Origin of the sequence: Streptomyces yaizuensis, from assembly GCF_034961445.1 — a bacterium.
GTDB classification, from domain to species: domain Bacteria; phylum Actinomycetota; class Actinomycetes; order Streptomycetales; family Streptomycetaceae; genus Streptomyces; species Streptomyces yaizuensis.
Genome location: NZ_BSBI01000018.1, coordinates 1 through 12,400, shown reverse-complemented (window position 1 = coordinate 12,400; position 12,400 = coordinate 1). Strand labels below are relative to the sequence as shown.

Genomic DNA, 12,400 nt, shown 5'->3' with positions numbered 1-12,400 from the left:
GCTTCCTGGTGCCGTCAGGTCTAGACCAAGTCGCGGGACCTGTACGGCCGTTGGGGCGCGGAGCGCGGGGCCGCCCGTGAGCGGCGCGGGCTCAGTAGGCGCTCACCAGCAGGAACAGGAAGACGACCACGGTGGTGAACCCGATGGTGCCGAGGAGGGTCCCCGCGACGGCGACCCCCATCCGGCCGACGCCCCGGCGTGCGTACAGGATGCCCGCCGCGCCGAGGACCATGGCGAGGGCTCCGGCGATGACCGCGAAAGGGGTCAGGAAGGCGAGCGGAGGAACCAGCTCGTAGATGACCGGCTGCCCCAGGATGCTGAGGGCGGAATAGGCGCCGAGGGCAAGGGCGGTGGGCCCCAGGAGGGTGGCGGGTGAGTCGGTCGATCCGGCTGCCGTCGGTCCGGGCATGGCGGGTCCCCCAAAGTTTTGAACAGGTTCAAATCCTGGGTCGATCGTACCGCCGGGCAGGACGGTGCGTCGCGACACGGGCAGGGACGCACCCCGGGCAGGCGCGTCGCGACACGGGCAGGGGCGTCGCGACACGGGCAGGGACGGTGTCCGCGCGCGCGAAAAGGCCCGGGCCCTGCTCTTGGGCGGGCCCGACCGTCACACCGCGACCGGGGCCTTGATCGCCGGATGGTGCTCGTAGCCGAGCACTTCCACATCGGAGTAGGCGTACGCGAAGAGCGAGTCGGCCTGACGCAGCCGCAGCCGGGGGAACTCGAACGGCGTGCGCGAGAGCTGCTCGGCCACCTGCTCGACGTGATTGTCATAGATGTGGCAGTCGCCCCCGGTCCAGATGAAGTCACCCGGTTCGAGGCCGACCTGCTGCGCCACCATGTGCGTGAGGAGGGCATAGCCGGCGATGTTGAACGGGACACCGAGGAAGAGGTCCGCGCTGCGCTGGTACAGCTGACAGGAGAGCCTGCCGTCGGCGACGTAGAACTGGAACAAGGCGTGGCACGGCGCGAGGGCCATCTTGTCCAACTCGGCGACGTTCCAGGCGGAGACCACCATCCGGCGGGAGTCCGGATCCCGGCGCAGCATGTCGAGCACCTCGCTGATCTGGTCGATGTGCCTGCCGTCCGGAGCGGGCCAAGAGCGCCACTGCACGCCGTAGACGGGACCGAGATCGCCGTGCGCGTCGGCCCATTCGTCCCAGATGGTGACGTTGTGCTCATGCAGCCAGCCGACGTTCGAGTCGCCGCGGAGGAACCACAGCAGTTCGTACACGATCGACTTGAGGTGCACCTTCTTTGACGTGATCAGGGGGAAACCCTGCGCGAGGTCGTAGCGCAGCTGGTGCCCGAAGACGCTTCGGGTGCCGGTGCGCGTCCGGCTGGCCTTGGCCGTCCCGGAGGTGCTCACCAGCCGCAACAGGTCTTCGTACTGGGTATCCGCCACAGCCGTCGAGTCTACTGGCCCCGGGGGAGGAGCCCCTGTGGCCGGGGCCGCCGGGTCACTTCCCGGGGGGCCGACGTGGCCGCCGGACCGGACCGGACGGAATCCGGCCCGGTCCGGTCCGGCGGGCTCAGCCGATGTCAGCTGATGTCAGCCGATGTCGTGCGACGTCATTCCTGGCCGGGTGTCATTCCTGGTCGCCGAGGTCGCGGCGGCCGAAGCGGCGCTTCCGCCCCAGCTTCCGCAGAACCGGCCAAGGGTCACGGACCGGCCGACCGTGTCCCCGCAGCTTGTGCGGCGCGCACAGCGGGCAACCCTTCCAGCGCCGGTGCGGTGAGTGAGCCATCTCTTCCTTCCCTACGCGCCCCGCCCTGGGGCCGGCGTAGGGAAAATCCGGTCATCATGGACACCATGGTAGAGGGGGCGGCGGTCCGGGAGACCGCCGGGTCCGGTCGCGAAGTCGGCGCCGGACCCCAGGAGTCCCGGCGTCGAGCCCGCCCCGGGCCGCGCCGCCGGTCGGATGCCGCTGTCAGGTGCCGGTCCGCCAGCCCGTGGCGGCCACGACCTCGCGGGCCACGTCCAGCACCGACTTCCCGTCCGTCGCCACGGTGACCGTGTCGGCGGGGGCCTCCCGCGCCAGGCGCCGTGCCGCGCGTGCGCTGCGCTCGATGTGGGCGGCGAGCCCGGATCCCGATTCCCGCAGGCCGAGCCTGGCGCCGGCCGTCGTGTCCGTCGCGGTCAGCAGCACCCTGACGGCCCGGGTCGGCACCGCCGGTGCCGACGGCGACGGGCCGCCGCCCATCGCGCGGCACACCATGTCGGCCTCCAGCACACTGACGGTGTTCGTGTAGATCAGACGCCGTTGGCCGAGCGCGGCGAAGTTCGCCCAGACCGCCCGCAGGTTCCGCTCCGTGATCGCGGAACGGTGCGGATCCGTCGCCGGGGGCGGGCTCACATGGCCCAGGTAGTCCCCGTCCACGACGCAGTGGTCGACGTCCGCCGCCCGCAACAGCTCGGACACCTCCCATCCGACGGTCGTCTTCCCGACGCCGGAGCGTCCCCCGATGAGCAGTACCTCGTAGCCGGTCATCCGTCGATCATGGGCCGCCCGACCCCCGGTACGCACTCCGTTTTCGACCGTCCGGAGCGCTCACCGCACGCCGAGGAAACCGGTGATGTCCTCCCGCAGGGAAGCCGGGTCCAGCCGGTGCGCCGTCAGGTGGTCCGACATCTGCCCGTAGCGGCGCAGTTCCTTGCGCCCCACCCCCAGGCCGAGGACCCGGTGGGGAAGGTCGCGCAGCGCGTCGTTGGCGGCGGCCGTGGAGGTGCCCGTCAGATACGGTTCGACGATCACCACGTCGGACGACGCCCTCTCGGTGGCCCGCCGCAGGGTGGCGCTGTCGAAGGGCCGTACGGTCGTCGCGTACAGCACGGTCACATCCAGCCCGGCCACCGCCTCTTCCACGGCGCTGAGCATCGGGCCCACCGCGATCACGACCCCCGAGCCGCCCTCGCGCAGGGTCAGGAACTCCGCGCCGGTCACCGGGAGAGCGCTGTCGTTCTGCTGGAGCGAGAGCCGGACATAGACCCGGTCGTCGCCCCTGACCGCCTGGCGCAGCAGGGTCTCCGCCTCGTCCGGGTGGCCGGGGACATGGATCGTCCAGCCGTCCAGGGTGTCCAGCAGGGCGACATCGCCGGGCGCCATGTGCGTGAACCCCCCGGCCGGCCAGTCGTACGAGCCGCCCGCGCTGACCAGCACCGCACCGGCGTCCTGATGGCCGAGATCCAGTTTGACCTGCTCGAAGGGGCGCTCCACCAGGAAGCTGGCGAAGGTGTGGACGACCGGCCGGACCCCGGTCAGCGCCAGCCCGCCGCCCACGCCGACCAGCAGCTGTTCCCGGATGCCGACATTGATCACCCGGTCCGGGTGCGCCAGCTGGGCGGGCCGGAAGCCGTCGGCGCTGATGTCCGCGAGGACGACGGCCAGCCGGGGGTCCTCGTCGAGCAGGCGGGAGGTGGTCGAGATGAAGCGTTCACGCATGGTGTCCATGGCGGGTGTCCCTTGAGTCGGATGCGTCGGTCGGGTCGGGTGCGTCGGATGCGTCGGATGCGTCGGTCGGGTTTGCGGACGAGGTCTCTACGGGGGAGGGGCGGTCAGCCGGGCTTGGGTTCGCCCAGGTCGGGCTTGGACTCCACCCGGGCGATCACCACATGCGGCCGTCCCGGGTGCGCCATCGTGTACGCCGCGTACAGGGCCTCGTGGTCGCGCCCGTCCACGGTCACGGCGGACCAGCCCGCCGCCTCGAAACGGGAGGCGATGCCGCCGGGCCAGCCATGGGTGGCCGAGCTGTTGTCGATGACCACCGCGTGCAGCGCCGAAAGACCGGCCGGGCCCGCGTAGGCGATGGCCTCGTGGTTGCTGCCCTCGTCCAGCTCCGCGTCCCCGATCAGCACCCACACCCGGGAGTCCGTACGCCCCTGGAGCCGCAGCCCCAGGGCGCTCCCCACGGCGAGCGGCAGCCCATGCCCCAGCGAGCCGCTGCCGATCTCCGCCCCGGGCACCAGTACCCGGTCCGGGTGGTGCCCGAGCGGCGAGTCGTATCCCCCGAAACCGGACAACAGCTCCTCGGAGAAGAACCCCTTGGCCGCCATTACGGCGTAATAAGCCATCGGCCCATGTCCCTTGGAGAGCAGGAACCGATCCCGGTCCGGGTCGTCCGGCGCGCCGGGCGACACCCGCAGCACCCGGTCGTAGAGGACCCACAGCGCGTCCAGGGTGGAGGTCGCGGCGGGTCCGTGCTTCTCGTCGCCGGTCATCAGGGACATCAGGCGGTCGAGATCGCCGAAGCCGAACCGGGTGTCGGTGCCGGAGATCGCACCGGGGTCGGCGGGGTTTCCGGCGGGGTCGCTGTTGGCTGTCGTCTGCGTCATGAACCAACTGTGCAACCTCAAGTTGACTTGAGGTCAAGACGGATTCGCGGCCCGGCCGGAAACTGTCTCAAACGCCCCTGAGCAGGCCGGGAAGAGCGCGCGCGGCACGCGTCCCCGGACCTGATCCTCTGCACAACACCCGATCCGGTGGCTGGACTTGCCGTAGGGCTGATCCCGCGTGCGAAGTCCTCGACGGTCGGTCACGTATACGTCCGGTGAGCGAGCCCTTACAGTCCTCCCATCCGCAGGAAGGGGGATCGCAGCAGGTGAAGTATGTGAGACAGGCGACCACGGCGGTCGCCGCGGGTGTGCTGGTCGTGGCGTTGGCCGGGTGCGGGTGGCCGTCGCCGTCCGAAGGCGGGTGGGAGGATCCCCTGCCCTACGCCGGGATCGCCGAGCTGCCCGAGTCGCTGGGACCCGACGGCACGACCATCGCGGTGGGCGATCCGATGGCGACCTCCACGGTGCGGGTCTTCGAGGACCCGAGGTGCCCGGTCGTCGAGGAGTTCGAGCGGTCCGGCGGTGCCACGTCGCTGCGGCAGCTGCTCCTCGACCGCCGGGTGAAGGCGGAGTACACCTTCGCGTCGTCCCGTGACCGGGGGATGGGCGGCAAGGGTTCCGCACGCGCGGTCAACGCCCTGCGCGCGGCGCTGGAAGTCGGCAAGTTCACCGAGTACCACGACGTCCTCTTCGGCGAACCGCCCGAATCGCCTGAACCGCCCGAACCGCCCGAACGGGCCGAGGGTGGTCCCGGCAAGGAGTACACCACCGAGCAGCTGCTCGCCCTCGCGGACAGGGTGCCGGGGCTGCGCGGCGACGAATTCGACCACTCCGTCCGGCAGATGAAGTTCCGGCACTTCGTCGTCGCCTCGCAGAAGGCGTACGAGAGATTCGAACGTCCCCGGGGGCCCGGCACACCCACGGTGGTGGTCAACGGCCGGACGGTCCCCGACGGCGAGTCCGACGAGGTGCTGTTCGACCGGATCCCGTTCGAGAAGCTGCTCACGCAGGCCCAGGGAACGGACCGGGAGCCGGATGTGTACGGACCGGCCGGCCCCGGAGACGGTTCGGCGACGCTCTGACGACGGCCCGGTCACGCCCGTACTGCCACGCTCGGCACCGGACGAGGGGTACGAGGAGTACAGGGGTACGAGGAGTACGGGGAGGCCCCGCGATGGCACTGGCCCGGACACGCGCGCCCCGGCCGAAGGCGGTGGCGCCGATCCCCGCGCCGGTCAGGGACCGGGCGGAGGCGCACGCCGCCGGGGCCCGGCCGCCGGGCCCGGTGTCCAACGCCGCGATGGCGGCCGCCCTGGTGAGCAGGCCGGGATCCCGGCCCCCGGGACCGCCGCCCGGAGCGGCGGCGCAGGCCCCGGTGGGAAACAGCGCGGTGGCGGCGGCCCGTGGTGGCGGTGCGCCGGCGGCCGGTCCCACGACGGAACCCCAGGCGACTCCCGCGGCGGCCCCGGCCCCTGGCGGAGCGGGACAGGCCGCCGCGGGAGGCGCGCGCCGACCCGGCCCCCACGCCGACCCGAAGTTCGCCGCGCTGAAACAGGACGTACGCCGTAAAAAGCGCGCGGTGTCCTCGTCGCACCCGCCCGCGCGGACGGAGGCCGACGCGGCGCACGCCGCAGCGCTGCCCCCGAAGGACGACGCCCAGGCCCAGGGCAAGTCCGCCAACGCCGAGCGGATGAACGAGGCGAAACCCAAGGACTTCGACAAGGAGGCCTTCATCGCCGCGGTGGAGAAGGCGATCAAGGAGAAGGCCCCCAAGAACCTGGACGAGGCGGACAAGTTCGCCGACTCCGGCAAGGCCGACGAGGTCCGCGCCGAGGTCCAGGGCAAGGTCGGCGACGGCAAGGAGCAGTCCGCCGGGGAGATCGCCACCACGACCGCCGCCCCGCCCGACACCTCCGCCGCCGTCCCCAAACCCGTCACACCACTGGCAGCGGACCGGCCGCCGGGCACGCCCGCCCCGCCGAACGCCGCGAACGCCGTACCCGACCGGCTGCCCCCCTCCGCCACCGACCTGTCCGCCGGACCCGCCCGGGTCCAGGGTCGGATGGCGGCGGCACAGATCACCGAAGGCCAGCTCAGGAAGGCCAACGAACCGGCGTTCACCCAGGCCCTGGGGCACAAGAAGACCGCCGAACAGCACTCCGCCACCGCCCCCGGCAGGATGCGCAAGGCGGAGGCGGCCGAGTTGAACGGCGCCACCGCACAGGCCCGGAAGGCCGGCGCGGCGGCGATGGGCGCCATCAGCGCCCAGCGGGTGGCGGCGGGCCGGCGGGTCGGCGCCGGAAAGGAAGGCGCCAAGGCCCGCGACGAGGAGAAGCGGGCGAAGGTCGCGACCGTCCTGCAAGGCGTCTTCGACGTGATGAAGAAGGACGTCGAGACCATCCTGAGCGGTCTCGACAAGCTGGTGGACGACCAGTTCACCGCGGGTGAGAAGGAGGCCCGGGACGCCTTCACCGCCGAGCACCGGCAGAAGATGGAGGAGTACAAGGACCGCCGGTACGGAGGGCCGGGCGGCTCGTTGCGCTGGCTCCGGGACCTGTTCGCCGGGCTGCCCGCCGAGGCGGACCGCATCTTCGACCAGGCCCGGGAGGGCTATCTGCGCCGGATGCGGCAGGTCATCTCCCAGGTGGCCACCACCATCGGGACCCAGCTCGGCAAGGCCAAGAAGCGGATCGCCGACGGCAGGACCGAGATGCGCACGGCGGTGAACGGGCTCCCCGCCGACCTGAGGGCGATCGGCCGGGAGGCCGCCGCCGGCTTCGAGGACCGGTTCGCGGAACTCACCCAGTCCGTGGACGACAAGGGCACCGAACTCGTCGACACCCTCGCCACCCGCTACACCGACGCGCTCAAGTCGGTGGACGACGAGATCGCGGTGGAGCGGGAGCGGAACAAGGGCCTGGTCGCCAAGGCCGTCGAAGCCGTCAAGGGCGTCATCGACACCATCCTGGAGCTGAAACGGCTGCTCCTGGCGGTCCTGGCCAAGGCCGCGCAGGCGGTCATGATGATCCTCACCGACCCGATCGGCTTCCTCGGCAACCTGGTCCGCGCCGTCGGCGCCGGCCTGCGCCAGTTCCTGAGCAACATCGGCACACATCTGCGGCAGGGCATCATGTCCTGGCTGCTGGGCCAGGCCACCGAGGCGGGCATCCAGCTCCCCGCCAAGTTCGACACCCAGGGCGTCCTGTCGCTGCTCGCCTCACTGCTCGGGCTGACCTGGGCCAACATCCGGTCCAGGATCACCCGCCGGGTGCCGGAGCGGCTGGTCGCGGCGGCGGAGACGGCCCTGCCGATCATCGCGGAGGTCCGCAGGCGCGGAGTCGCCGCCCTGTGGGACGACCTCAAGGCCCGCGTCGGCGACCTGCGGAAGAACCTCCTCGACAAGGTCATCGAGTATGTCGTCCCCACGATCGTCACCGCGGGGATCACCTGGATCCTCTCCCTGCTCAACCCGGCGTCGGCCTTCGTCCGCGCGGTCAAGCTCATCATCGACGTCATCACCTTCGTCGTCACCCAGGGCCGCCGGGTCATCGAGTTCGTCAACGCGGTACTCGACGCCGTCATCGCCATCGCCCGCGGCGGCAGCGGCGGCGTCCCCGCCCTGGTCGAACGCGCCCTCGCGCGCTCCATCCCCGTACTCCTCGGCTTCCTGGCCTCACTGCTGGGCATCGGCGGCATCGCCGCGAAGGTGAAGCAGATCGTCCAGGCGCTCGCCAGACCGGTCAACACGGCCGTGGACTGGGTCCTCGACAAGATCATCGGTCTGATCAAGAAGCTCGGCTCCAAGCTGGCGGCGAAGTTCACACGGAAGTTCACACGGAAGGACAAACGCACCCCGGAGGAGCAGGACAAGGCCCTGGGCGCGGCGCTCAGCGACGCACGCGGGCTGGTGAAACCGGACTCGACCGTCGAGAGCCTGCGCAAGGGCCTCCCCCCGATCCGCCGCCGCCACAAGCTCTCCGCCCTCACCCTCGTGGTCGAACAAGGCGGCCAGAGCGGGCAGGGCGCTCAGGGCGCGCAGGGAGCCACCAGCAGGGCCGTCCACTTCAAGGCGTCCATCAACCCGTCGCAGACAAGCCCGCCGGTCCTCATCAAGGGCGGCGGACCGGGGCTCTACAAGGCCAGGAAGGTCGACGACCAGACCTTCACCGGCGACTTCGCGAACTTCATCCAGTCCGCCTGGAGCAGGTACGACCTCCTGCGCCCCATCGACAAGCACCCGGGGAACGTCCACTTCAACCGGGCCGACGGCACAGTGCCGCGTCCCAGTGGCACCTACACCGTCCCCGGCGGGAGCACAGGGGGCGCCCAGTTCACCGAGGCCTGGCGGACCGAGTTGCGCCGGCGCGCGGACGCCGAGAAGGACAAGCTGCTCCGGAACAACCCCCAGCGGAACCAGCCGGGCCAGCGGGACCGGGCGGAGAAGAACGCGAAGAACGAGGTGGCGTCGCAACTCGGGATGGCGTGGCTCGACCTCTACATGGTCAACCCGTGGGACGAGCACCACATCAAGCCCGTCAACTGGGGCGGAACGAACGACGTACACAACCTGATCTTCATCAGGAGGGAGCAGCACCGGCCGATCACCTCGTTCTTCGAGTCGATCAAGGCCGATATCAGGAAGGACATTTCCTAGTATTCCGGGGTCTCCGTGATCTCCGGAGTCTCCGGGGCCTGTGCGATCTCCGGAGTCGATCCCGGGCGGGCGAGAGGAGCGGCACCGCATGACCGCGTACGAGCAACTGATCCAGGAGGCCCTGGCCGCCGAGGGACCCGGCGGACCCGGCGGACCCGGCGGATCCGGCGACGACCCCGCGCGGGCCGAGCGCGCCGTCCGCGACCTGCTCGCCGCCGGCCCGGAGGCGCTGCGCCGCGTCCTCGCCACCGCCGTCGAACGGCCCGACCGCCACCACCCGGTGCTGTACGAGGTCATCCGCCGCAGCACCACCCCCGAGGCGGTCCCGGTGCTGCTCACCCACACCGGCGCGGGCCCCGCCGCCCTGGCGGCGAGCGTCCTGTACGCGCTGGCCCGCAGCGGCGGGGACGAGGGACCCGACCGGGTCGAGGCCACCCTCGCCGACCGCACGGCACCCCCCACCACCCGGGCCGCCGCCGCCGAAGCCCTCCAGGGGGCGGCCCGTACGGGGACGGACGAGACCCTTCGCGCGGTCCTGGCGGAACAGCGCAGGGAACCGGTCGACCCGGAGTGGCCCCTGCTGCTGGTCAACACGGCCATCGCCCTCGCCACGACCGGCGACCACAGCGGCGCGGCGGCCCTCCACCCCCTCCTCGCGAGCCCGCACGAGGCCGCCCGCGCACTGGCCGTCGGCGCGTACCGCCTGGTCCTGGACGAGGACTCGCCGCACGCGCTCGCCCGTGCGCTGGCCGACCCCGGCGCCGAGGTCCGCCGGGCGGCCGTCGACCCCGTCTTCCTGATCGGCTCGCCCGCCGCCGCCGGCCTGCTGCTGCGCAGCGCACACGAGGACCCGGACGACGAGGTCCGCTTCAACGCCCTCGTCCGCTTCGGCAACATCGCGGGCCTCTGGCTGAGCGGCGACGCGGAGGAACTGCCATTCGCGGACGAGCGGTGGAGCGAGCTGCGGGAGACTCTGGACCCGGCGGTCTGCCACCGCTTCGGGGTGCCCGTCACCCTCACCGACCTGGTCGAGGAGTTCACCGACGAGGAGCGCCTGCGTCCCTCCATCGCCGCGGAACTGCGCATCCTCACCGGGGCCGACGTGCCCGCCGCCTACGCCCGGGGCGGCATCGAAGCGGCCCTGCGCACCGTCCGGGACGTGCCCTTCACCCCCGGCAGGATCCACAAATGGGGCCTGACCCGGCCCATGCCGCCGCTCTTGCCCCCGCCCCCACTGCCACCGTCTCCGTGAAAGACCTACGCCTTCTTGCAGGTGGCGCGGTAGGGGGCGTGGTCGAAGCGGGCATTCCACTCCTCCTCCGACAGTCCGGTACGCACCTGGGCACACACCTGGGCGACGAGGCTGCGCGAGTCGAGCCGGTACGTCCGCGCCGGTACGTTCCAGCTGGTGACGTGCAGGGTCTTCGAGTCGGGGCCGAAGGCCAGCGAGGACACGACGCTGCCTCCCGTGGGCCGGGGCATGCCGATCTCCTGGAGGGAACGCACGTCCCACAGTCGCACCGAGCCCTTCGAACCGGCCGCCAAGGTCTGGTTGTCCGGTGAGAAGGCCAGGACCTTCGCGGAGTTGGACGGTTCGGAGGAGTCCGACGGGAACACGGCCAGCTGCCGATGGCGGACCGGGTCCCACAGGGTGACCCGGCCGAACCTGTCGGCGGTCGCGAGCCGGCTGCCGTCCGGGCTGTAGGCGAGGTGCTCGATACGTTCATGCGCCAGGGCGGTATGGGTCACCCGGCGCGACGCCGGATCGAGCAGGTCGCCACTCGCGGCCAGCACGGTCCGGGCCCCGGGGCGCGCACGTATCTGGCCGGCCGGCCCCGGGATGGAGCGGATCCGCTTGCCGGTGCGCAGATCCCATTGGTCGACCGTGCCCTTGACGCCCATCGGCCGGGTGACCAGCAGGGACTTGCCGTCCGGGGCGAAGGCGATGCCTCCGATTTCCAGACCGGCATGGTTCTGGGGAAGGGTCCTGCGGAGGACGGCCGTGGTCCGGCGGGTGCGGACGTCGACCACGGTCACGCTCTCCAGGAGAAGGCCCAGTGTCTCTTTGAGAACCACGTCGCTCAAGCCCTGGCCGGACCGATCCTGGCTGCTCTGTGTGCCGAACGCGACCGTACGCCCGTCCGCGCTGAACGCCATGGTCACCGGGCAGCTGCGGTGTTGTGTCCAGGAGGGTGGGTTGCAGGCGCGCGAGAACTCGGTCGTCCGGCCGTCGGCGTCGAGCCGGAACCGCAGCCGGCCCACGCCCGGGGTGAGCCGGACCGAGGCGACGTCGCGCTCGTCCGGGCCGTGGACGGTCGCGGTTTTGGTGCCGGACCAGTCGGACGTCACGACTCCGTCCAGGCTGAAGGAGCGCACGGTCTTCCCCACGAGATAGCGGACCTGCCGCTGCCCGACATCGAGGACCAGCCCGGCCGAAGCGGCGTCGGGCACGTCGTACCGGAAGTCGGGCTCGTCACCGTCCCCGGTGATGCGCCAGAGCTGGATCGTGCCCCTGTTGTGCGCCGCCAGGTACTCACCGTCCGAGCTGTACGCGACTGTGTAGCTCGCGGGCTCGGCGGTGTCGATCAGCCGCCGTCCCGAGGCGATGTCCCACACGCGGACACCGTTGTCGGGGTGCTCCTGGGCAAGGCGTTCGCTGCCCTTGGCGAAGCGGGGTGGGTAGAAGCAGCCGCGTTTGTCGGACCCGGGCGGTTTTGGGCCGTTGGCCCAGGGCGCCCAGGGGGCGGGCAGCGGGCGACCGGTGGCGATCTCCCAGAGGCGGATCTGCCGCCCGGACTCGCAGTACGCGACCAGACGCTCGTCGGCGCTCACCGCGGCCGAGGTGGCAGGGGAACCCCTGTGGCCTGTCGCCGTCTGCTGCCAGAGCACCCGCCCGCTCGCCACATCCCTCAGCAGCGTGGTCTCCCCTCGGCCGGAACCGCCGTTCTGGATCACGAGGGTTCGGCCGCTGGGGCTGAACTCCGCCAATCCGAATTCGCTCTGTATCCGTTTCGTCACCCGGCCCGCCGGGACATCCCACAGCAGTACACCGTCGTCGAGGCTCATCACGGCGAGCTTGCGGCCGTCGGGGCTTACCGAGTACGAGGCTTGCGCGTGCTTGCCGAGACCGGGGAACGACCCGGTGCGGCGGTGGGTGTTGACATCCCAGCGGACGATCTCCCGGGCACCGATCCGCAGAAGTGTCCGGCCGTCGGCGGTGAGCCGGTACTGGGCCTGAGGGTCCGCCGTGCCCGGGTCGGGAGGAATGAAGACGCCGTGTTCTTTTTGGGTGGCGGCGGTGGTGAGGGCGGCGCGGGTTTCGGGGAGGTCGGCGGTGTGGTGGGCGGCGAGGGCGAGGCGCATGGCGGTGGTGGGGTCGCTCTGGCGGAGGGTGGTGGCGAGGGTGGCGATGC

General features: G+C 71.5%; 9 protein-coding genes. 3 read left to right on the top strand and 6 right to left on the bottom strand.

The features are described 5' to 3' along the window. Positions 1 to 91: 91 nt before the first annotated feature. The 5 genes from SYYSPA8_RS32745 to SYYSPA8_RS32725 all read right to left on the bottom strand — a co-directional run bounded on the left by SYYSPA8_RS32745 (position 92) and on the right by SYYSPA8_RS32725 (position 4,333). Positions 92 to 409 carry a hypothetical protein gene (locus SYYSPA8_RS32745; protein WP_323451054.1) on the bottom strand — a complete coding sequence of 106 codons (318 nt, stop codon included), beginning with the start codon at positions 407 to 409 and terminating at the stop codon, positions 92 to 94. 198 nt (positions 410 to 607) lie between these two features. Continuing rightward, entirely contained in the window at positions 608 to 1,405 is a 798-nt protein-coding gene (locus SYYSPA8_RS32740) for a thymidylate synthase (RefSeq protein WP_323451053.1), read from the bottom strand. A 526-nt stretch (positions 1,406 to 1,931) separates the two neighbouring features. Further along, positions 1,932 to 2,492 (bottom strand): hypothetical protein, encoded by a 561-nt coding sequence (locus SYYSPA8_RS32735; RefSeq protein WP_323451052.1) that lies wholly within the window; start codon positions 2,490 to 2,492, stop codon positions 1,932 to 1,934. 60 nt (positions 2,493 to 2,552) lie between these two features. Beyond that, entirely contained in the window at positions 2,553 to 3,452 is a 900-nt protein-coding gene (locus tag SYYSPA8_RS32730) for a transketolase family protein (protein WP_323451051.1), read from the bottom strand. Positions 3,453 to 3,556: 104 nt separating this feature from the next. After that, on the bottom strand, positions 3,557 to 4,333 hold the full coding sequence (locus tag SYYSPA8_RS32725; RefSeq protein WP_323451050.1) for a transketolase: 777 nt from the start codon (positions 4,331 to 4,333) through the stop codon (positions 3,557 to 3,559). Positions 4,334 to 4,608: 275 nt separating this feature from the next. Between SYYSPA8_RS32725 and SYYSPA8_RS32720 the strand changes: the two genes are divergently transcribed. The 3 genes from SYYSPA8_RS32720 to SYYSPA8_RS32710 all read left to right on the top strand — a co-directional run bounded on the left by SYYSPA8_RS32720 (position 4,609) and on the right by SYYSPA8_RS32710 (position 10,239). Continuing rightward, positions 4,609 to 5,415 carry a DsbA family protein gene (locus SYYSPA8_RS32720; protein WP_323451049.1) on the top strand — a complete coding sequence of 269 codons (807 nt, stop codon included), beginning with the start codon at positions 4,609 to 4,611 and terminating at the stop codon, positions 5,413 to 5,415. A 92-nt stretch (positions 5,416 to 5,507) separates the two neighbouring features. Further along, positions 5,508 to 8,987: an HNH endonuclease signature motif containing protein gene (locus SYYSPA8_RS32715; RefSeq protein ID WP_323451048.1), complete on the top strand. Its 3,480-nt coding sequence runs from the start codon at positions 5,508 to 5,510 to the stop codon at positions 8,985 to 8,987. Positions 8,988 to 9,075: 88 nt separating this feature from the next. After that, positions 9,076 to 10,239, top strand: coding sequence for a HEAT repeat domain-containing protein (locus SYYSPA8_RS32710; RefSeq protein ID WP_323451047.1), 1,164 nt, complete (start codon positions 9,076 to 9,078; stop codon positions 10,237 to 10,239). Positions 10,240 to 10,244: 5 nt separating this feature from the next. Here the strand turns inward: SYYSPA8_RS32710 and SYYSPA8_RS32705 are convergent. Beyond that, on the bottom strand, positions 10,245 to 12,400 hold a 2,156-nt coding region (locus SYYSPA8_RS32705; protein WP_407706136.1), incomplete at its 5' end, for a WD40 repeat domain-containing protein.

Excerpts from the sequence above, each read along its gene's own strand:
- SYYSPA8_RS32745 (WP_323451054.1), bottom strand. The coding sequence starts at position 409 with ATGCCCGGACCGACGGCAGCCGGATCGACCGACTCACCCGCCACCCTC.
- SYYSPA8_RS32735 (WP_323451052.1), bottom strand. The coding sequence starts at position 2,492 with ATGACCGGCTACGAGGTACTGCTCATCGGGGGACGCTCCGGCGTCGGG.
- SYYSPA8_RS32730 (WP_323451051.1), bottom strand. The coding sequence starts at position 3,452 with ATGGACACCATGCGTGAACGCTTCATCTCGACCACCTCCCGCCTGCTC.
- SYYSPA8_RS32725 (WP_323451050.1), bottom strand. The coding sequence starts at position 4,333 with ATGACGCAGACGACAGCCAACAGCGACCCCGCCGGAAACCCCGCCGAC.
- SYYSPA8_RS32715 (WP_323451048.1), top strand. The coding sequence starts at position 5,508 with ATGGCACTGGCCCGGACACGCGCGCCCCGGCCGAAGGCGGTGGCGCCG.
- SYYSPA8_RS32710 (WP_323451047.1), top strand. The coding sequence starts at position 9,076 with ATGACCGCGTACGAGCAACTGATCCAGGAGGCCCTGGCCGCCGAGGGA.